Here is a 19394-nt window from a genome sequence, read left to right as displayed (position 1 = left end):
TCGTGGTTGAGTACGCCCGTGCCGGAACGTCTCACCGTCGCGCAGGCCCGGAGGGTCGCGCTCGCCGCCCAGGGCTTCCTCGACAAGCCGCACGCCGCGCCGACGATGCGCACCGTCCAGCGCACGCTGGAGCGCACCGGCGTCCTGCAGGTCGACTCGGTCAACGTGCTGCAGCGTGCGCACTACCTGCCGCTCTACTCCCGCATGGGGGCCTACGACGTCGAGTTGTTGCGTCGGGCCAGCGAGAGGCGGCCGCGGCGGCTGGTGGAGTACTGGGCACACGTGCAGGCGCTCATGCCGGTCGAGCTGTGGCCGGTGATGCGGCACCGGATGGCGACGTACCGCGCGGCCCGCGGCAAGTGGGGCTTCGTCGTCGGCGACGACGGCCTCGAGCAGCGCCTGCTGGAGCTGATCCGCGACCGCGGTGCCACCACGGCGCGCGACGCCGCCCTGCACCTCGGCGACGGCCCGCCCCGTGCGAGGGACGACTGGGGCTGGAACTGGTCGGAGACCCGCAAGGCCCTCGACTACCTCTACATGTCCGGCGTGGTCGCGATCGCCGGCCGCAACAGCCAGTTCGAGATCCGCTACGACCTGCCCGAGCGGGTGATCCCCGCCGACGTGCTCGCCCGGCCCACGCCGTCCCTCGCCGACGCCGGCCGGGAGCTGGTACGGCGAGCGGCCCGGTCCCACGGGGTCGCGACCGTCCAGGACCTTCGCGACTACTACCGGATGCCCGTCGCCGAGACCGCCCAAGCCGTGCGTGAACTGGCTGAGGAGGGCGAGTTGCAGGAGGTCGAGGTCGATGGCTGGCGGAGAACTGCGTGGCTCCACTGCGACGCGCGGCTGCCCCGGCGGGTGGACGCGCGGGCGCTGCTGAGCCCGTTCGACCCGGTGGTGTGGGAGCGGGCGCGCACCGAGGCGCTGTTCGACTTCCGCTACCGGATCGAGATCTACGTGCCGGCCGAGAAGCGGGTGCACGGCTACTACGTGCTCCCGTTCCTGCTCGGCGACCGGATCGTGGCGCGGGTCGACCTCAAGGCCGACCGGCAGTTCGACGCCGGCGCCGGCCGGCTGGTCGTCAGGGCCGCCTACGCCGAGGCCCGCGCCCCCGCCGAGACCGCCGAGGAGCTCGGCGCGGAGCTGCACCGGCTCGCCGCCTGGCTGGGGCTGGCGTCGATCGCGGTCGAGCCGCGGGGCGACCTGGCGCCGCGGCTGGGAACGTGCGTTTAGGGACGCGTCCGGCGGCTGGGTAGAGTGGCGGAGGCCTATCTTCATCCATTCAGGAGTCCGACCCTCGTGCCTGCCATTCTCGACAAGCTCCTCCGCATCGGCGAGGGCAAGATCCTCCGCCAGCTCCAGGCCATCTCGCAGGCGGTCAACGCCATCGAGGACGACTTCGTCGCGATGAGCGACGCCGAGCTCCAGGCCATGACCGCGGAGTTCCGGGAGCGCCTCGCCGACGGCGAGAGCCTCGACGACATCATGCCCGAGGCGTTCGCGACCGCCCGCGAGGCGTCGCGCCGCGTGCTCGGGCTGCGCCCGTTCGACGTGCAGATCATGGGCGGCGCCGCGCTGCACCTCGGCAACATCGCCGAGATGAAGACCGGCGAGGGCAAGACCCTCGTCGCCGTGCTGCCGTCGTACCTCAACGCCCTCGGCGGTGGCGGCGTGCACGTGGTCACGGTCAACGACTACCTGGCCAAGTACCAGTCCGAGATGATGGGCCGCGTCCACCACTTCCTCGGGCTCACCGTCGGCGTGATCCTGCCGGAGATGCGGCCCGAGGAGCGGCGCGGGCAGTACGCCTGCGACATCACCTACGGCACCAACAACGAGCTCGGCTTCGACTACCTGCGCGACAACATGGCCGGCTCCATCGAGGAGTGCGTCCAGCGCGGCCACCACTTCGCCATCGTCGACGAGGTCGACTCGATCCTCGTCGACGAGGCGCGGACCCCGCTCATCATCAGCGGCCCGACCCAGGACGAGGTCCAGTGGTACGGCGAGTTCGCGAAGGTCGCCCGCACCATGGAGCGCGACGTCGACTACGAGGTCGACGAGAAGAAGCGCACCATCTCCGTGCTCGAGCCCGGCATCACCAGGGTCGAGGACCACCTGGGCATCGACAACCTGTACGACTCGGTGAACACCCCGCTGATCTCGTTCATGCACAACTCGATCAAGGCCAAGGAGCTGTTCCACAACGACAAGGAGTACGTCGTCATGGACGGCGAGGTGCTCATCGTCGACGAGCACACCGGCCGCATGCTCGCGGGTCGTCGCTACAACGACGGCCTGCACCAGGCGATCGAGGCCAAGGAGGGCGTGCAGGTCCGCGAGGAGTACCAGACCCTCGCGACGATCACGCTCCAGAACTACTTCCGCATGTACGACAAGCTGTCGGGCATGACCGGCACGGCCATGACCGAGGCCTCCGAGTTCGACAAGATCTACGACCTCGGCGTGGTGCCGATCCCGACCAACATGCCGATGGCCCGCGTCGACCAGCCCGACCTCGTCTACCGGACCGAGGAGGCCAAGTACGACGCGGTGGTCCAGGACATCTCCGAGCGGCACGAGAAGGGCCAGCCGGTGCTGGTCGGCACCGTGTCGGTGGAGAAGTCCGAGCACCTCTCGCAGAAGCTGAGGAAGCGCGGCATCCCGCACAGCGTCCTCAACGCGAAGGTGCACTCCGACGAGGCCAAGATCGTCGCGCTCGCCGGCCACAAGGGCGCGGTCACCGTCGCCACCAACATGGCCGGTCGAGGCACCGACATCATGCTCGGCGGCTCCATCGAGTTCCTCGCCGACCTCGAGCTGCGCAAGCAGGGCCTCGAGCCTGCCGGCGAGACCGCCGAGCAGTACGAGGCCGAGTGGCCCGGCGCCCTGGAGCGGATCAAGGCCCAGGTCGCGCACGAGCACGACGAGGTCACGGAGCTCGGCGGCCTCTACGTCGTCGGCACCGAGCGCCACGAGTCGCGCCGCATCGACAACCAGCTGCGCGGCCGCTCCGGCCGTCAGGGCGACCCGGGCGAGTCCCGGTTCTACCTCTCGCTCCAAGACGAGCTGATGCGGCTGTTCAAGTCCGACTGGGTCGACCGGGTGCTCCAGGTGCTCAAGATCCCCGACGACGTCCCGATCGAGAACAAGCGCGTCACCAGCGCGATCGCCAACGCGCAGGGTCAGGTCGAGTCGCAGAACTTCGAGTCCCGCAAGAACGTCCTCAAGTACGACGACGTCATGGACCGCCAGCGCAAGGTGATCTACGGCGAGCGGCGCGAGGTGCTCGAGGGCAAGGACCTCAACGAGCAGATCGCGACCTTCCTCGACGACACCGTCGCGGGCTACGTCCGCGGCGCCACCGATGAGCTCCCGGAGATGTGGGACCTCGACGCGCTGTGGACCGCGCTGAGCCAGATCTACCCCGTGGGCGTCGACCGGGACGTGATCGTCAAGCAGGCCGGCGGCCAGGCGAACATCGACCGCGACGAGCTGATCGAGGCGCTGCAGCAGGACGCGCGGGATGCCTACGCCCGCCGCGAGGCCGAGATCGGCGAGCCGGTCATGCGCGAGCTCGAGCGCCGCGTCGTACTGTCCGTGCTCGACCGCAAGTGGCGCGAGCACCTCTACGAGATGGACTACCTCCGCGAGGGCATCTACCTGCGGGCGTACTCGCAGCGCGACCCGCTGGTCGAGTACCAGCGCGAGGGCTTCGACATGTTCGCCGCGATGATGGACGGCATCAAGGAGGAGTCGGTCGGCTTCCTGTTCAACCTCGACGTCCAGGTCGAGGTCGAGGAGGAGGAGATCGAGGAGGACGAGGCCGAGGAGCCGATGCGGCGGGTGCTGCCGTCGGAGGAGCAGCCCGCCGACCAGCCGCTGATCCGGGCCAAGGGCCTCGAGCGCCCCAAGCAGCCGCAGAACCTGTCCTACTCCGCGCCCGACGAGGGTGGCGAGGCCGAGGTCCGCGGCGCGGCCGCGACGGAGGACCAGTACGCCGGCACCGGCCGCAACGACAAGTGCCCCTGCGGCTCGGGCAAGAAGTACAAGCAGTGCCACGGCCGCCCCGGCGGCCCGACCGGCCTGACGGCGCGGGTCTCGTGACGCACGGTGGTTGAGGAGGGCGTTCTGCGCCCGTCTCGAAACCACCACCAAGCGGCGGCGACCTCGGTGGTCACCGCCGCTTGTCGTCTCACCGGGTTTCGACGCGCTCGCGCGACTTCGTTCCTCGGTCGCGTCGCTTGCTCAGCCTCGTCTCGCGACGCGCGTCGCTCCTTCGTCAGGCGAATTCCAAGGCCGTGCAGCACCACCGCTGGTCGGCGGTGCGCACGAACCGGGCGGCGACCGCGCGGGAGCGGTCGCCGTACCGGACGTGCGCGCTGACCTCGACCCGGCCCCGGGTGAGGAAGCAGGCGCGCACGCCGACCACCCGCGGGCGCACCGGCTGCACCCGGCCCTGACCGGGCTGGTACCGGCCGGCGCGGGCCACGAGCTGGGCGCGGCGGTCGAGGTCGGTGAGGACCTCGGGCGTGCTCCAGCGCAGCAGCTGGCTCACCGGCCGGTCGCCGCCGACGATCTCGACCGCGGCCTGGACGTAGCGGCCGGCCCACTGCTCGAGGCCGTGGCGCAGCGGCGCCTCGATCGAGATGACGTCTGCGGCCCGGCCGTGCTCGGCCTCCGGCTGCGGTGGGTCGAAGCACGGCTCCAGGTCGAGCGCGAGGGTGCCCTGCACGCTCGCGACCGGGGTGGGCCGGTGGAGGGGGTAGACGTTCTGGCTCATCGCTTCTCCTTCGCGGGCAGTCGCAGCCGTTGGGCGGGCTGGATCAGGTCGGGGTCGCCGCCGACGACGGCACGGTTGAGCGCGTAGATCTCCGGCCAGCGGTCCCCGCTGCCCAGGTGCTCCTCGGCGAGGCCCCAGAGCGTGTCGCCGGCCTGCACGGTGACTCGCTCGGCGCGAGGTGCGGCGCGGGGTGCGGCGCGGCCGTGCGCCCGGTCCGGGAGCGGGAGGCCGGCGAGCGCGTCGGCGACGACGGCCACCGCGGTCTGCGGCGCGTCGCCGCCCGGTGCGGCCCCGGCGGGCGAGGCCAGCCCGGCGACCAGGGCGGCGCCGCAGGCGACCAGCAGCAGGCGGCGTACCGCCGCGGGGACGGGCACCCGCGTGCGCCCGCGCCGGGCCTCGACGGCGACCGCGGTGGCGACGACCCACAGCCAGCCGGCCGCCAGCGTGCCGGCGACCGCACAGGCGCGGGCGAGCAGCTCGTCGAACCGCGCCGTCGGGGCGAGCGCGACGGGGAGCAGCAGGACGACGAGCCCGGTGGCGGCCGCGGTGGCGACCAGCCAGACGGCGAGACAGCGGTACAGCGGAGCGGGCATCCCAGGGGCCGATCTATGCGTTTGCATCTGTTTACGTCACGATGCGCCGTTTTCCTCGTGGAGTCAACGGTTTCTCCACAACCCCGGCGGGGCAGGGTGCGGGCATGGCCTGGGAGGAGGAGCTCTTCGCCCTGCTCGACGAGCTCGAGCAGCAGGCGGAGGCGCTCTACGGCGTGGAGCGCGACGCCGACCTGGCCGACCGCAGCCGGGCGGCGTACCGCGAGGTGACGCTCGCCAGCCGGCTCGCCGCCTCCGTCGACACCGAGGTCCGGCTCGAGATCACCGGCGTCGGCGCGGTCGGCGGGGTGCTCGAACGGGTCGCCGACGGCTGGTGCGTGCTCCGCGGCCCGGCCCAGGACTGGATCGTCTGCCTCCCGGCCGTCGCGGCCGTCCAGGACGCCTCCGAGCGGTCGGTCCCGGAGGTCGCCTGGCCGGCGGCGGCGCGGCTCGGCCTCGGCTCGGCGCTGCGCCGGCTGGCCGACGCGGGCGAGCGGTGCGTGCTGCATTTGCGCGACGGGAGCCGGTACGACGCCGTCCCACGCCGGGTGGGCGCCGACTTCGTCGAGGCGACCGTCGGCGAGGACCGCACGCTGCTCGTGGCGTTCGGCTCCCTGGCGGCGATCCAGTCCCGCGACTAGGTCGAGTCGGCGCGTCTTGCCCGCTCAGACACCGCGAGTCGGCGCGTCTTGCCCGCGGCCCGGGCAAGTTGCGCCGACTCGGGCACTCCTGGCGGGCAAGTTGCGCCGACTCGGCGTCTCCTGGCGGGCAAGTTGCGCCGAGTCGGCGTCAGGTCGATGTCAGGTCGAGTCGGAGTCGTACGGCGGGATCTCGCCGTCGTCGAGGGGGCGCTGGCCGCGCCGGGGGGGCCGGTGAGGCGGCTCGTCGTCCTCGTCCTCGAGTGCCTCCTGGATGTGGCGGCGCACGATGGTGCGGGGGTCGAGGTCGCGCAGCTCGAGGTCGGCGTACTCCGGGCCGAGCTCGGCGCGCAGCTCGTCGCGCGCGTTGTTGGCCATCCGGCGCACCTGACGGACCAGCTGACCGGCCTGCTTCGCGAACTCGGGCAGCTTGTCCGGACCGAAGACGAGCACCGCGACCACGGCGATCACGGCGAGCTCCGGAAGGCCTGGCACGCGTCAGAACCTACTGGTCGGCGTCAACCCCAGCTGCATCCCGGCCAGTCCGCGGCCGCGGCCGGCGAGCCTCTCGGCGACCTCGACGAGCACGCGGGCGGCGGGAGCGATCGGGTCGGACCCGACGATCGGCAGGCCGGCGTCCCCGCCCGCGCGCAGCGAGGTGTCGATCGGGATCTGGCCGAGCACGGGCACGTCGTACCCGAACCGCGCCGACAGCGTCGCGGCCACCCGCGACCCGCCGCCGCTGCCGAAGATCTCGAGGCGATGGCCGTCGGCGGGAGAGCAGTGCGGGCAGGGGAGGTAGCTCATGTTCTCCACGACGCCCACGACCCGCTGGTGCATCATCGAGGCCATCGTGCCGGCGCGCTCGGCGACCTCGGCGGCGGCCTCCTGCGGGGTGGTCACGACGACCACCTCGGCGCCGGGCAGGTGCTGGCCGAGCGAGATCGCGACGTCGCCGGTGCCGGGCGGCAGGTCGAGGAGGAGCACGTCGAGGTCGCCCCAGTAGACGTCGGCGAGCATCTGCACGAGCGCCCGGTCGAGCATCGGGCCGCGCCAGGCGACCACTTGGTCGCGCCGCGGCTTGAGCATGCCGATCGAGATGACCGAGACGCCGGAGGCCGTGGGCACCGGCATGATCAGGTCGTCGACCTGGGTGGGCCGCTGGTCGGCGACGCCGAGCATCGCCGGGACCGAGTGGCCGTAGACGTCCGCGTCGACGATGCCGACCTTGAGGCCCTGCCGCGCCATCGCGAGGGCGAGGTTGACCGTCACCGAGGACTTGCCGACGCCGCCCTTGCCGCTGGCGATCGCGAAGACCTTGGTGAGCGAGCCGGGCTGCGCGAACGGGATCTCCCGCTGCGCCCTGCCGTCGCTGAGGACCTCCTTGAGGCCGGCGCGCTGCTCCGCGGTCATCACGCCGAGCCGGAGGTCGACGCCGGTGACGCCATCGACGCCGCCGACCGCCGCGGTCACGTCGCGGTCGATGGTGTCCTTGAGCGGGCACCCCGCGACGGTCAGCAGCACGGTGAGCCGGACGACGCCGGCCTCGTCGATCTCGACGGAGTCGACCATGCCGAGGTCGGTGATCGGGCGCTTGATCTCGGGGTCGTTGACCGTCGCGAGAGCGGCGTTGACCTGCTCGAGAAGGGGGTTGCTCACGATCCCCGAGTCTACGTGGGGGGCCGCTCCGGACCGTCGCCGGCCGGGTGAGGCTGGCCACGCTCGCCGTCTCGCTCCTCGAGCTCGGCGAGCAGGCTGCGCAGCTCCGAGCGCAGGTAGTCGCGGGTCGCGACCTCGCCGACGGCCATCCGCAGCGACGCGACCTCGCGGGCCAGGAACTCCATGTCGGCACGCGAGCGGGCGTCGGCCTGCCGGTCCTGCTCGACGATCACCCGGTCCCGCGCCTCCTGGCGGTTCTGCGCGAGCAGGATCAGCGGGGCGGCGTACGACGCCTGCAGGCTGAGGATCAGCGTCAGGAAGATGTAGGGGTAGTCGTCGAAGCGCCAGTCGCGCGGTGCGAGGTAGTTCCAGGTCACCCAGAAGGCCACGAAGCCCGTCATGTACAGCAGGAACGTCGCGGTCCCCATGAACCGGGCGAACTGCTCGGCGAAGACGCCGAAGCGGTCGGCGTCGTGTGCCGGGCGCCGGACCAGCCGGCGGCGGCGCAGCTCGCGCGGCGCGTCGAGGCGGGGTGCGTGGTCGCTCATCGTCGGATCGCCCGGTCGCGCCAGCCCTCGGGGAGCATGTGGTCGAGCAGGTCGTCGACCGTGACCGCGCCGAGCAGGTGCCCGGCGTCGTCGACCACGGGCGCGGCGACCAGGTTGTACGTCGCGAGGTGGGCCGCGACCTCGTCGATGGTCGCCTCGGGGCGCAGCGACTCCATCGAGTCGTCGAGCGCGCCCGCGACCAGTGTCGAGGGGGGCTCGCGCAGCAGCCGCTGGATGTGCGCGACGCCGAGGAACTTGCCGGTCGGCGGCTCCAGCGGCTGGCGGCAGACGTAGACGAGCGCGGCCAGCGCCGGGGTGAGCTCGGGGTTGCGCACGTGGGCGAGCGCGTCGGCGATGGTGGCGTCCGGCCCGAGGATGACCGGCTCCGGCGTCATCATGCCGCCCGCGGTCTCCTCGGCGTAGGACATCAGCCGGCGGACGTCCTCGGCCTCCTCGGGCTCCATCAGCTCCAGCAGCGCCTCGGCGGTCTCGGGCGCCAGGTCCGCGATCAGGTCGGCCGCGTCGTCCGGCGACATCTCCTCGAGGATGTCGGCCGCGCGCTCGGAGTCGAGGTGCTGGAGGATCTCGACCTGGTCCTCCTCGGGGAGCTCCTCGAGCACGTCGGCGAGCCGCTCGTCGTCGAGGGCCGCGACGACCGCCGTACGCCGCTCGGGCGGGAGCTCGTGGATCATGCTGGCCGCGTCGGCCGGGCGCATCTCGTTGAGCGCCGCGATCAGGTGCGTCGCCCCCTGCGCCTCCTCGCGCTGGGTCAGACCGTCCACGTCGCGCCACTCGACGACGTGGGTCTGGCCGCGGCGGCGCAAGCCCTTCGAAGGCTCCCGGACCGCGACCCGGCTGAGCACCCAGTCGCGGTTGCGCGCCTGCTCCATCGCGACGTCGTAGACGGTGCCGGTGACGCCGGAGCCGGTGATGGTGACGGTGCGGTCGAGCATCTGGCCGATGACGAGGGTCTCGGTCGGCCGCTGGACGAACCGGCGCATGTTGAGCAGCCCGGTCGTGTAGACCTGCCCGCTGTCGATGTTGGTGACCCGGGTCATCGGCACGAAGATCCGGCGGCGGCCGAACACCTCGGCGACGAGGCCGAGCACCCGGGGCTGGTGCACCTCCGAGCGGACCGCCACCACGAGGTCCCGCACCTTGCCGACCTGGTCGCCCTGGGGGTCGAAGATCGGCAGCCCGACGAGGCGGGCCGCGTAGACGCGGACGGGGGTGGTGCTCACATGCGCACACGCTACCGGCGGGGACGGCACGGGTGGTGGCCCCACGTCGGAATGCGGGGAACACAGGACCTCTCAACCTATACTCGCGTGCATGTCGAGAACTCGGGGGCGGAGCCTGCGACGTGCGGCGGTGCCGCTCGTGGCGCTCTGCGCGTTCGGCTGCGGGAGCTCCGGCTCCACGGCCCAGGACCCCGCCGGGACCGACCCGTCGTCCGCGGACGGGCCCGCCTGCGACACCGTGTGGCAGGCGGACCAGGCCCTGCCGCGGGCCTACCGGGGCTGCGTGGACGCCTCGGGCGCCCTGGTCCCGCGCGACGTCCTCGGCTGCTCCTCGGGGCAGCGGCTGGTGAGCTACGGCGACCGCTACTACGCGGTGCTCGGCGGGACCATCCGAGAGGGCTCGAGCCCGCTCGCCGACGACCCGGAGTACCGTGCCGCGGTGCGCAGCTGCCGGGCCTAAGTACGTACCGAGGAGACCCTGCGTGACCAGATGCCTTGCCCTGCTCGTCGCGATCACCGCGTTCCTGGTGCCCGTGGGGGTGCCGACCGCGGAGGCCGCCCCGCCGGACAACTTCCAGCCGAAGCCGGGGGTCACGTTCAACAACCCGACCGGCGATCGCGACAAGCGGCGCCAGATCTATCGGAAGATCATCCGGTCGATCAACTCGGCCCCGGGCGGCAGCACCATCAAGTTCTTCACCTGGAACTTCCTCACCAGCGAGGGCGCCGACGCGCTGCTGCGCGCGCAGCGACGCGGCGTCACCGTGCGCCTCCTGATGGACGCCAGCAACAACCGCGACGAGATCGGCAACCCGCCGTTCCGCCGGCTCCGCGCCGGCCTGCACCAGCGCAACCTGGAGCGCCCGAAGCGCCCGAGGAGCTGGGCCAAGACCTGCCAGGGGTCCTGCCGCGGCTCGGGCGGCGTCGCGCACGCGAAGTTCTTCATGTTCTCGCAGGTCGGCAAGGTCCCGCGGGTGGTCGTCCAGGGCTCCGCGAACTTCACCCTCGCCTCGACCAACAACCAGTGGAACGACGTGGTGACGCACACCCGCAGCAAGCCGGTGTGGCGCTTCTACGACAAGATCTTCCGCCAGGCCGCGCGGGACAAGAAGCTCGAGAAGCCGTTCGCCGCCGGGCACTTCGGCGACTTCTCGCTCTACCAGTATCCGCTGGTGCGGACCCCCGTGGACCCGGTGTACCGGCTGCTGAACCGGATCAAGTGCCGCGGCGCCACGAACACCGCCTCCGGGCGCACGGTGATCCGGATGGCGCCCGACGTGATCCGCAACGCCCGCGGCATGAAGTTCGCCCGGAAGATCCGCAGCCTGTGGGACGCGGGCTGCGACATCCGCATCGGCTACACGGTCATGGGCATCGAGATCGGCCGCTACCTGCGCAGCCCGAAGGGTCGCGGGCCGGTGCCGATGAAGCATCTGGTGCAGGACTTCGACGGCGACGGCCAGTTCGACAACTACTTCCACATCAAGGCGATGGCGATCATCGGCAACGTCAACGGCGACCGCTCCAGCAAGGTCGTGGTCAACGGCTCGGCCAACCTGTCCGGCCTCGGCCGGGTCAGCGACGAGAACGTCGGCATCTACCGGCGCGGGCCGCTCACCGACCGGTACCGCGAGCACCTCGACTACTGGTACGAGAACTTCCCGAAGGACCAGGCGACCGACGGGGTCCCGAACGGGAACGCCCGGCGGGCCCCGACCGAGGACATGCTGGTGTTCGGCAGCGGCAAGAACGCGGTCTACGAGGACGGCACGCCGTACTCCACGACGGGGATCAACCCGTATGCGAAGCTCGACCTGACGGACTGAGCGTGGGGTACCTCCGGGTGCGGGGCGTCGACGACGCCGGCGTGTCCGTCGTCTCGGCGGACGATCGTCCGGTCGACGTCCTCGTCGACGGCCGCCGGGTGTGGACGTTCTGGACCCGGCGCGACACCGAGCCGGCCGTGCTGCCGGTGCCGCGCGGCCCGTGGCCGCTGCGGCGCGCGCCGTGGCCGACGTCGCTCCAGCGGCACCTGAACGGCCGGGCCACGATCGCCGTCCGGGACTCGGCGTCCGGCCGGACCTTCTTCGAGCGCGAGGTCGCGCTCGGGGACGGCGACGGCCGGATCCGCGTGCGGAACCGCGATGGCGTCGACGTCGGCATCGACAAGTCCGGCCGGCTGGTGCCGGTCTTCGCCGGCCGCTCCGAGCGCGACATCGCGGCGCTCCTGGACGCCGTCGAATCGGTGCTCGGCGCGCTGCGGTCGGCGGGCGTCGAGCCGTTCGTCGCCTACGGCACGCTGCTGGGCGCCGTCCGCGAGGGGCGGGTGCTCGGGCACGACTCCGACGCCGACCTCGGCTACGTCAGCCGCCACACCCACCCGGTGGACGTCGCGCGCGAGTCGTTCGCCGTGCAGCGCCAGCTCGCCGCGCGGGGCTGGCGGATCTCCCGCTACAGCGGCGCCTCCTTCAAGATGCTCGTCACGGAGGGCGACGTGACCCGCGGCCTCGACGTGTTCGGCGGCTACCTCGACGAGGGCCACCTCTACCTGATGGGCGAGATCGGCGTGCCGTTCGAGCGGGAGTGGATCACTCCGCTGGGCGAGGCCGAGCTCGACGGCCGCCCGGTGCCGGTGCCCGCCCGTCCGGAGAAGCTGCTCGAGACGACGTACGGCGCCGGCTGGCGCGCCCCCGACCCGGCGTTCCGGTTCGCGACCCCCGAGCGCACCGTCCGCGCCTTCGACGACTGGTTCCGCGGCACCCAGCCGGGCATCCGCTACTGGGACCGCAAGGCCTACCAGAACGCCCGGCGGACGCTTCCCCAGAAGCCGTCGGCGCTGGCCCGCAACGCGGCGAGCGCGGCGCGGGAGCTCGGGGCCGAGGTGCTCGACGTCGGCGCCGGCCGGGGGGTGGACAGCGTCTGGCTGGCCCGGCAGGGACTGCGGGTCACGGCGTACGACTACACGCAGCGCGGGCTGAACGTCGCCGCGGAGCTGGCCGCGACGGAGTCGCTCGACCTGACGACACGCAGCCTCAACCTCGCCGAGTGGCGCTCGGTGCTGGCCGAGGGCGCCCGGCTCGCGCACCGGCACGGGCCGAAGGTCGTGCTCGCCCGGCACCTGCTCGACGCGACCACCCCGGAGGCGCAGGAGTCCTTCGGCCGGCTGTGCTCGATGGCGCTGCGCGACGGCGGCCGGGTGTACGCCGAGTTCTTCCTCTCCGACGCCGAGGATCGGCCGGAGTGGATGCTGGGGCGCCCGGACCCCGAGGCGGTCACTACGCTGCTGGGCGACGCCGGCGCCTCGCGGGTGGACGTCACCGAGAGGACGCGCGGCGGCCGGCTGCTCGCGAGGGTTGTGGGAGTGTGGTGAGCATGGTGGGCACGGGATGATGGGCACGGGATGATGGGCAGAGGGCTGCGCGGCGAGGTGGAGCGGCTCGAGCGGCGGGTCGCCGACCTCGAGGCCGACCTGGCGGAGGCACGCCGGCACAACCTGCGCCTGGCCGAGCTCGCCGACGTGGTGCAGGAGCTCCTGGTGCCGCTGGCGAACCGGGACGAGGCCGCCGTGCAGCGGGCGATCGCGCGGTTCCAGGAGTCGCTCTAGTGGTTGATCGCGTCTTCGCGCACATCGGGCTGCCGAAGACCGCGACGTCCTACCTCCAGACGATCGTCTGGTCCAACCGCGACCGGCTGCGCGAGCGCGGGGTCGTCGTACCGGGCGTCGAGCGGCGCGACCACCTCTGGTCCTCGCGCACCGTGCGCGAGCAGGCCAGCCACGCGCGCGCGCCCGAGCACCAGCGGCAGGCCTGGGCCCGGGTCCGCGAGGAGCTGGCGTCGTCGCCGGGCACCGGGCTGGTCAGCCACGAGTTCTTCGCCGCCGCGACCGCGGAGCAGGCGACCGCGATGGTCGCCGCCCTCGCGCCGGCCGAGGTGCACCTGGTGGTGACCGCGCGCGAGCCGCTGGGGCTGTTCACCGCGAGCTGGCAGGAGAGCCTGAAGAACGGCGCGACCACGCCGATGCCGGACTACGGCCGCACCGTCTCCGAGCGGCCCGCCGACATCTGGAACTGGCGCACCCTCGACCTGCGGCTGGTGCTGGAGCGCTGGACCGAGGCCGTGCCGCCCGAGCGGGTGCACGTCCTCGTGCTCGACCCCGGCGCGCCCCGCGAGGACGTGTGGGAGCGGTTCGCCGGGATCGTCGGGTTCGCGACCGACAGAATCGACCTGTCCGGCTCGTTCCCGAACACCTCGATGGGCGTGGCCGAGGCCGAGACGCTGCGCCGGGTGAACGGGCGGCTGACCGGCTTCGGCAGGGCCTTCGACAAGGGCGTCTACCTGCGCACCTACCTGGCCGACGAGCGGCTGGTGCCGCGCGGGGGAGAGCGGTTCTGGCCCGAGCCCGACCAGGTCGAGGACTGCCGGCGCCGCGGCGAGGAGGCGATCGCCCACCTGCGGTCCCGGCGCTACGACGTGGTGGGGGATCTCGACCAGCTGCGGGTCCCGGCGGAGCTCGAGGAGCGCCGCAGCACGACCTCGGTGACCGACGCCGAGGTCGCCGAGGTCGCGGTCGACCTGGTGGCGACCATGCTGGGCGACGTACGCGAGCTGAGCGGGCGGGCCCGCGAGGCCGGCGGCACCGGGTGGCGGGGCCGCCTGCGGCGCCGGCTCAGGGGCGGCGCACCAGGCGCTTGAGCCCCTCCTTGGCACTGGACGGGCGGGCGGCCTGGGGAGCGGCGTCCTCGATGTGGTAGCCGGCCTTCGGCCCCTCGGAGAGCTCGGCCACCCGCTGGGCGAGCTGCTCGGCGGCGCCCGCGGGGAGCGCCCGCGGCGCGAGTCCGCCGCGCTCCGGGTCGGCCTCGACCAGCAGCCGGAGGTCGGCCAGCGTCTCGACGTCGTCGCGGGTGGTGAGCTCGTAGATCCGGCGGAGGTACCTCTCGCGGACGGCGGGCGGCAGGTCTCCCGACAGCAGCGTGCGGAGCGCGCGGGCCGACGGCTGGCGCGACTGGCGGTAGCGCGCCGGGCCGGCGGAGGCCAGCGCCGTCCACTTGCGGACGAACTCCTCCCCGGACGGCGCGTCGTAGTGCAGCACGTGCAGCCGCGGGTCCTCGTGCCGCGGCTGCCGGACGCCGTCGGTCGACACCCCCTCGTGCAGGGTCAGCCCGAGGCCGGACGCGGGGCGCACGCCGGACTTCCCGAGCACGTGGCCGTGGAAGTAGGCCTGGTTGGTCGGCTCGGGCAGCGTGCCGAGCACGTGCAGCAGGTTGAGCTCCGGATCGTCGAGCAGCCGCTTGAACCGGGTCGGCCGGCCGTCGGCCTCCCACTCGCTCACGGCCTCCCACGGCGTCAGCCACACGGCGTCCACGCCCGCCGGCACCGCGGCCAGCGCGTCGCGGTCCAGGCACGCCACCTCGTCGCCGTCGACGTGGAACAGCCACTCCGCCCAGTCGTACGGCGCCAGCAGCGTCCGCACCCAGTTCGCGTTGATCCGCTGGCGGATGTTGAGGCTCGCCGGCCGGTCGCCGGCCCACCACCGGCGCCCGGTCGGGATGCAGGTGACGTGCGGGTGGTCCGCGAGCGCCGCGGCGACCTCGGCCTGGCCGTCCTCCCTGGGCGCGTCGAGGAAGACGAACATGTGGTCGACGCCCGATGCCAGGTTGGCGGCCACGAAGAACCGGACGTTCTCCAGAGAGTCCTTGACGGTCGAGGCCGTGAAGTGCATGGGGCTCAGCGTAGACAGGAGCGGCTGGTCGACCTCATGTCTGTCGGGCGGATGAGGGCACCGGGAGATGACGCCCTCCGGGGCACGACGATTCTTGTTGAGGTCGCCCGGCCCGCCCACCGTGCCCTACGCGCGGGTCGGCGTACCTCCAGGATCGCGGTGGCGGTCCTCGCGGTCGGCGTGGTCGTCGCCCTCCTCGCCATCGTGCGGCTGGCCGGCGTCCCGCTGAGCCGGGTCACCGGCCAGACCCGCCACGAGGACCTCGGTGTCTCGTCAACTGCTACATCCGACCCCCTCGCGACCACCTCGAGCAGGACCTCGGCCGATCACCAATCCGAACGCAGGAGGCGGGGAGCCAGCCGGGGTCAGCCGGGAGTCAGTCCGAGGAGCTCGGCGAGGTCGTCCATGCGGTACCGGGTCCGTAGCTCCTCGAGGACCTCTTGCGGGCTCCGCGGTGGCGTGGTCATCCGTGCCGCTATCGCGGTCAGGGCGCGGACGCCGGATCCCGGATGTGCCGAGACCGTGTTGGCCGCGAACTCGGCCGCAGAGACCACCTCGATGGCGGCCTCCTGCAGCACCCTGGAGGCGCGGAACCCGGCGCGGGTGTCGTCGGTGACGATCGCATCGGCCTTGCCGAGGATCGCGGCGTGCACGACGTGTCCATCGTCGGGGTCGTCCAGGTCGTAGTCGTAGGCGCGGTCCTTGGGTGCCGTGATCTCTGCGCCCGGAAAGGCATGCCGCATCTGCTCGAGCAGGTGTCGACGACGCTCCTCGCTGCCATCGCGGCCGCGCCTGGCATCGAGCCGCTCCAACACGTAGTCGAGCTCGAATAAGATCCCCGATCCCCACAGCGGGGCATACGCTTCCTCAGCTGCGAGTTGCAGCAGGAAGTCGCGCTGTCGTCCCGGCACCAGCGCACAGGTGTCGAGGACGGCGCGGTACATGCGGCGAGTCTGTCAGAGCTCGTTGGCCGTCCAGGGCGGTCACTTCTGGCGACGCGCCTGCTCCAGCAACTCGCTCACCTCGTGCTCGTCGGCCTCGTCGTACTCGGCCGAGGACTCGGTGATGAACCGGTTGCGGCGCGCCCGAAGCTCCTCGCGGTAGGCCAGCACGTCGGCCAGTCTGAGCTTGCGACGCACTGCGCCCGGCACGTGTGCCGACAGCTCGCCCTCCTCGATCAGCTTGACGACCGTGGGGCGGCTCAGTCCCAGGATCTCTGCTGCCTGCTGGGTCGAGATCTCCTGGTCCCGGGTCAGGATGCTGATCGACTGCCCCTGGCTGAGTGCCTGGACCACCTGCTTCAAGATCGCGTGCAGCTGTTCAGTCAACTCGACCTGATCATGCTCACCTGAGCCGCCGAGGAAGAACACCGACGAAGGGGAGGAGCCATGACGTGTCTCATGGGCTTCGATGAAGCTCAGCACCTTCGCCAGCTCGTCGGCATCGGCCGATGCCGGGCTGACCACCTCGCTGGGTGTCGCGGTCATGATGTCCTCCTCCAACGCACAGCTATCCTAGCCTAGTTGCAAAAGTTACGAAAGCTTGCTCGCTTCCTCGGTGGCTCCGGAGGACCGAGTGACGATGCAGAGGTGTGGTCGGCTCGGTGGTGATGCACACCGCGTCGCGAACCGCAGCGCCGAACCGATGAGGCCCTCCGGAGCACGACGATCCTGTTAAGGTCGCTCGGTGACCGGACCCGCTCACCGTGCCCCGCGGGCAGGCCGGCGGACCGCCAGGATCGCCGGCGTGGTCCTCGGCCTCGGCGTGGTCGCCGCCCTCCTGGTCACCGTCCGACTCTCGGCCTCCGGGGAGGGCTCGACCGCCGCCGACCTCGGCGAGCGTGTCGCCGCTCCCCGCGCCCCGGCGAGCACGCCGCCCGCGACGGGGTCGGGTACGCCCGTTCGTCGGTCGGTGCTGGACGCCGCGCTCCCGCCCGCGCAGCGGGTGCTCCAGGCCGCGGTCGTGAAGCCCAAGCCGCCGAGGGTGCTCGAGCGCGAGCGGATCGAGCGGATCGCCGCGCGGCAGGCGAACACGCCGTACCAGGTCACCGTCGGCAGCTTCAACGTGCTCGGCAGTCAGCACACGGGGCCGGGCGGCACCATGAAGCGCTACCCGCCGGCGTCGGTGCGCAGCGCCGGCGCGGCCGGCCTGATCGCCGCGCACGACGTCGACGTGGTCGGCACGCAGGAGCTCCAGGCCGACCAGCTCGCCGCGATCACCGCGCGTACCGGGCTGACCGCCTGGCCGGGCACCGCCTGGGGCTCGGAGGAGACCGACAACTCGATCCTCTACGACGACGCCCGGTTCGACTACGTGAGCGGCGATAGCATCACGATCCCGTTCATGGGCCGGCCCCGACCACAGCCGATCCTCCGGCTGCGCGACACCGCGACCCAGCGGGAGTTCTACGTCGTCAACGCCCACCTGTCCGCCGGCGGGGGCCGGTACCTGACCGAGCGGCGTCAGGGCCAGGCCGCGCTGATCTCCCTGGTCGGCGACCTGCGCGCCACCGGGCTGCCGGTCCTCGTCACCGGCGACATGAACGACCGCGAGGAGTTCTACTGCCGGGTGGTCGGCCCGGCCGGGCTCCTCGCCTCGAACGGCGGGGGCGCCGGCTGCGCGCCGCCGCCGGGCCCGATCCCGGTCGACTGGGTGGTCGGCGCCGGCGTCACGTGGAGCGGCTACTGGCGCGACACCTCGGCGGTCACCCGGCGGATCAGCAACCACTTCTTCATCAGCGCCACCGCGTCGGTGGAGTGACGCCCTCGGGCGTCCCGGAACTACACGTCTGTAGTTCTCGCCGGCCCCTTGTCAGTGATGAATGGGGATGGTGTGATTCCTGTGACTTGTGGGGTTGAGAGGAGTCCGAGGATGGGTGCACGCGTGGGTCGGTACGGCGTCGGCGCGCTCCTCGCGCTCGCGCTCGGGCTGTCCGCGATCGCCCCGTCCGCGGCGCAGGCCCGCGAGGAGCCCCCGGTCGTCGGCGCGGACACGGTGACGATGGTCCAGGCGAACATCCTCACCAAGCTCAAGCCGGCGCCGTTCCAGAAGGACGTCCGCGAGGTCCTCTCGATCCAGCCCGACTTCGTCGCCTACAACGAGGTGCCCTTCCGCCAGGACGCGGTCATCGCCCCGCCGGGCTACGAGCTCTACCGTGACATGACCAACCGCTTCACCGCCGCGACCCCGGTCGCCTGGCGCACCGACCGGTGGACCCCGGTCGCCACCGGCAACCAGTGGATCTCCAACTGGCGCGGCCGGCCGCCGGGCAAGGAGGTCGAGCTCGGGCGGCGTACTGCCAACTGGGTCACCCTGCAGGGCGTCGACGGCCGGGTGGTCAACGTCGTCTCCGTGCACGTCGCGCCGCCCACCCGGGGCATGCCCGACCTGCTCCGCCGCTCGGTCACCACCCTCAACGCGCTGGTCGAGCGGCTCGCCGCGACCGGGCCGGTGCTCGTCGGCGGTGACTTCAACGTCCACTACAAGAGCGGCCGCTATCCCCGCGACCTGCTCGCGCAGAGCCAGCTCGTCTCGACCTTCGACCAGCTCGGCTCGTACTTCCCGACCGGCGACTACTTCGGCAACACCATCGACTACCTGTTCAGCCGGGGCGAGGACCAGCTGGTCGCGACCAGCCAGTACCCGGTGGAGCTGAGGTCCGACCACGACGCCGTGGTCGGCGAGTTCACCTGGACGGTCGACCCGCCGGCCACCATCAGCGCCGTGCGCAACAAGCCGGCCGGCACCAAGTCCGAGCGGCGCGCCGCGGTCAGGGCGCTCACCAGCGCCATCGGCGCCGCCGAGCCGGGCTCGACCGTGGCGCTGCGGACGCCGGTCTTCGACCTCCGCGGCCCGCTCCGCTCGCTGCGCAAGGCGGTCGAGCGCGGCGTGAACGTCCAGGTGATGACCGCGAACGACGCGCCGACCGGCCGCGAGCGGACCCTGGCCCGGGCGGTCGCCGCCGCGGGCGACCCGGACAGCTGGGTCCATGCCTGTGGTGCGGCCTGCCTGCCCGCCTGGCGCGAGGCCGGCATGCCCCGCTCGCTGCTCATGGTCAGCGACACCGAGGGCTCGTGGACGACGCGGTACGACGTGAGCCGGATGATCCTCCCCGACCTGGTCGAGCTGCCGTCGCGGGTCAGGGTCCAGACCGGGCCGATCGCGCTCGACGGCGGAGCGGCGCTGCTCGCGGCCGGCGCCGGCTGATATCTATGGG

At 72.4% G+C, this 19394-nt stretch carries 20 protein-coding genes; 10 read left to right on the top strand and 10 right to left on the bottom strand.

Annotated features, from left to right (window positions below; genetic code table 11):
- The first annotated feature begins 18 nt into the window (after positions 1–18).
- Together ACYVKX_RS13045 and secA are read left to right on the top strand one after the other, a co-directional pair.
- On the top strand, positions 19–1233 hold the full coding sequence (locus tag ACYVKX_RS13045; RefSeq protein ID WP_460832946.1) for a winged helix-turn-helix domain-containing protein: 1215 nt from the start codon (positions 19–21) through the stop codon (positions 1231–1233).
- Between the two features lie 66 nt (positions 1234–1299).
- Positions 1300–4107: a preprotein translocase subunit SecA gene (gene secA, locus ACYVKX_RS13040; protein ID WP_460832944.1), complete on the top strand. Its 2808-nt coding sequence runs from the start codon at positions 1300–1302 to the stop codon at positions 4105–4107.
- Between the two features lie 175 nt (positions 4108–4282).
- On the opposite strand, the gene ACYVKX_RS13035 is transcribed toward secA, so the two are convergent.
- Positions 4283–4783 (bottom strand): Rv3235 family protein, encoded by a 501-nt coding sequence (locus ACYVKX_RS13035; RefSeq protein ID WP_460832942.1) that lies wholly within the window; start codon positions 4781–4783, stop codon positions 4283–4285.
- Positions 4780–5376, bottom strand: a complete 597-nt coding sequence (locus tag ACYVKX_RS13030) for a LysM peptidoglycan-binding domain-containing protein (RefSeq protein ID WP_460832940.1) — start codon at positions 5374–5376, stop codon at positions 4780–4782. The genes ACYVKX_RS13035 and ACYVKX_RS13030 overlap by 4 nt, the downstream gene beginning before the upstream one ends.
- A 104-nt stretch (positions 5377–5480) precedes the next feature.
- Here ACYVKX_RS13030 and ACYVKX_RS13025 point away from each other — a divergent pair, with 104 nt between their 5' ends.
- Positions 5481–6014 carry a hypothetical protein gene (locus ACYVKX_RS13025; protein WP_460832938.1) on the top strand — a complete coding sequence of 178 codons (534 nt, stop codon included), beginning with the start codon at positions 5481–5483 and terminating at the stop codon, positions 6012–6014.
- A 159-nt stretch (positions 6015–6173) separates the two neighbouring features.
- Here ACYVKX_RS13025 and ACYVKX_RS13020 read toward each other — a convergent pair whose 3' ends face one another.
- From ACYVKX_RS13020 to ACYVKX_RS13005, 4 genes are read right to left on the bottom strand one after another with little or no spacing between them, the layout of a single operon-like run.
- A complete protein-coding gene (locus tag ACYVKX_RS13020) occupies positions 6174–6506 on the bottom strand; it encodes a sec-independent translocase (protein ID WP_460832936.1) in 333 nt (110 codons plus the stop codon).
- Positions 6507–6509: 3 nt separating this feature from the next.
- Positions 6510–7670: an Mrp/NBP35 family ATP-binding protein gene (locus tag ACYVKX_RS13015; RefSeq protein WP_460832933.1), complete on the bottom strand. Its 1161-nt coding sequence runs from the start codon at positions 7668–7670 to the stop codon at positions 6510–6512.
- A gap of 11 nt (positions 7671–7681) precedes the next feature.
- A complete protein-coding gene (locus tag ACYVKX_RS13010; protein ID WP_460832931.1) occupies positions 7682–8218 on the bottom strand; it encodes a DUF1003 domain-containing protein in 537 nt (178 codons plus the stop codon).
- Positions 8215–9459, bottom strand: a complete 1245-nt coding sequence (locus tag ACYVKX_RS13005; protein ID WP_460832929.1) for a magnesium transporter MgtE N-terminal domain-containing protein — start codon at positions 9457–9459, stop codon at positions 8215–8217. Before ACYVKX_RS13005 ends, ACYVKX_RS13010 begins: the two co-directional genes overlap by 4 nt.
- Positions 9460–9550: 91 nt before the next feature.
- On the opposite strand from ACYVKX_RS13005, the gene ACYVKX_RS13000 reads away from it, so the two are divergent.
- Genes ACYVKX_RS13000 through ACYVKX_RS12980 form a run of 5 tightly spaced genes read left to right on the top strand, consistent with a single transcriptional unit; the run spans position 9551 to position 14151 of the window.
- Complete coding sequence (locus tag ACYVKX_RS13000; protein WP_460832927.1) at positions 9551–9919, top strand: hypothetical protein; 369 nt, start codon at positions 9551–9553, stop codon at positions 9917–9919.
- Positions 9920–9941: 22 nt separating this feature from the next.
- Positions 9942–11285 carry a phospholipase D-like domain-containing protein gene (locus ACYVKX_RS12995; protein ID WP_460832924.1) on the top strand — a complete coding sequence of 448 codons (1344 nt, stop codon included), beginning with the start codon at positions 9942–9944 and terminating at the stop codon, positions 11283–11285.
- Positions 11286–11287: 2 nt separating this feature from the next.
- On the top strand, positions 11288–12829 hold the full coding sequence (locus ACYVKX_RS12990; protein ID WP_460832922.1) for a class I SAM-dependent methyltransferase: 1542 nt from the start codon (positions 11288–11290) through the stop codon (positions 12827–12829).
- A 30-nt stretch (positions 12830–12859) separates the two neighbouring features.
- On the top strand, positions 12860–13063 hold the full coding sequence (locus tag ACYVKX_RS12985) for a DUF6752 domain-containing protein (RefSeq protein WP_460832920.1): 204 nt from the start codon (positions 12860–12862) through the stop codon (positions 13061–13063).
- A complete protein-coding gene (locus ACYVKX_RS12980; protein WP_460832917.1) occupies positions 13063–14151 on the top strand; it encodes a hypothetical protein in 1089 nt (362 codons plus the stop codon). The genes ACYVKX_RS12985 and ACYVKX_RS12980 overlap by 1 nt, the downstream gene beginning before the upstream one ends.
- Here the strand turns inward: ACYVKX_RS12980 and ACYVKX_RS12975 are convergent.
- The 4 genes from ACYVKX_RS12975 to ACYVKX_RS12960 form a co-directional block, all read right to left on the bottom strand.
- Entirely contained in the window at positions 14126–15178 is a 1053-nt protein-coding gene (locus tag ACYVKX_RS12975; protein ID WP_460832915.1) for a glycosyltransferase family 2 protein, read from the bottom strand. The two genes, ACYVKX_RS12980 and ACYVKX_RS12975, sit on opposite strands and share 26 nt — an antisense overlap.
- A 126-nt stretch (positions 15179–15304) precedes the next feature.
- Positions 15305–15433, bottom strand: coding sequence for a hypothetical protein (locus ACYVKX_RS12970; RefSeq protein WP_460832913.1), 129 nt, complete (start codon positions 15431–15433; stop codon positions 15305–15307).
- A gap of 110 nt (positions 15434–15543) precedes the next feature.
- Positions 15544–16122 carry a PIN domain-containing protein gene (locus ACYVKX_RS12965; RefSeq protein ID WP_460832910.1) on the bottom strand — a complete coding sequence of 193 codons (579 nt, stop codon included), beginning with the start codon at positions 16120–16122 and terminating at the stop codon, positions 15544–15546.
- A gap of 39 nt (positions 16123–16161) precedes the next feature.
- Positions 16162–16665 (bottom strand): excisionase family DNA-binding protein, encoded by a 504-nt coding sequence (locus ACYVKX_RS12960; RefSeq protein ID WP_460832908.1) that lies wholly within the window; start codon positions 16663–16665, stop codon positions 16162–16164.
- Between the two features lie 199 nt (positions 16666–16864).
- Here ACYVKX_RS12960 and ACYVKX_RS12955 point away from each other — a divergent pair, with 199 nt between their 5' ends.
- Together ACYVKX_RS12955 and ACYVKX_RS12950 are read left to right on the top strand one after the other, a co-directional pair.
- On the top strand, positions 16865–17938 hold the full coding sequence (locus tag ACYVKX_RS12955; RefSeq protein ID WP_460832906.1) for an endonuclease/exonuclease/phosphatase family protein: 1074 nt from the start codon (positions 16865–16867) through the stop codon (positions 17936–17938).
- Between the two features lie 111 nt (positions 17939–18049).
- Entirely contained in the window at positions 18050–19384 is a 1335-nt protein-coding gene (locus ACYVKX_RS12950) for an endonuclease/exonuclease/phosphatase family protein (RefSeq protein WP_460832904.1), read from the top strand.
- The last annotated feature ends 10 nt before the right edge of the window (positions 19385–19394 follow it).

Source organism: Nocardioides hungaricus (assembly GCF_054782915.1).
The sequence above is the reverse complement of the archived record's forward strand: the minus strand, read 5'-3'. Positions and strand labels throughout refer to the sequence as shown.

Coding starts and splice junctions, on each gene's coding strand:
- ACYVKX_RS13035 (WP_460832942.1), bottom strand. CDS start 4,783: ATGAGCCAGAACGTCTACCCCCTCCACCGGCCCACCCCGGTCGCGAGC.
- ACYVKX_RS13030 (WP_460832940.1), bottom strand. CDS start 5,376: ATGCCCGCTCCGCTGTACCGCTGTCTCGCCGTCTGGCTGGTCGCCACC.
- ACYVKX_RS13025 (WP_460832938.1), top strand. CDS start 5,481: ATGGCCTGGGAGGAGGAGCTCTTCGCCCTGCTCGACGAGCTCGAGCAG.
- ACYVKX_RS13010 (WP_460832931.1), bottom strand. CDS start 8,218: ATGAGCGACCACGCACCCCGCCTCGACGCGCCGCGCGAGCTGCGCCGC.
- ACYVKX_RS13000 (WP_460832927.1), top strand. CDS start 9,551: ATGTCGAGAACTCGGGGGCGGAGCCTGCGACGTGCGGCGGTGCCGCTC.
- ACYVKX_RS12985 (WP_460832920.1), top strand. CDS start 12,860: ATGATGGGCAGAGGGCTGCGCGGCGAGGTGGAGCGGCTCGAGCGGCGG.
- ACYVKX_RS12975 (WP_460832915.1), bottom strand. CDS start 15,178: ATGCACTTCACGGCCTCGACCGTCAAGGACTCTCTGGAGAACGTCCGG.
- ACYVKX_RS12965 (WP_460832910.1), bottom strand. CDS start 16,122: ATGTACCGCGCCGTCCTCGACACCTGTGCGCTGGTGCCGGGACGACAG.
- ACYVKX_RS12960 (WP_460832908.1), bottom strand. CDS start 16,665: ATGACCGCGACACCCAGCGAGGTGGTCAGCCCGGCATCGGCCGATGCC.
- ACYVKX_RS12950 (WP_460832904.1), top strand. CDS start 18,050: ATGGGTGCACGCGTGGGTCGGTACGGCGTCGGCGCGCTCCTCGCGCTC.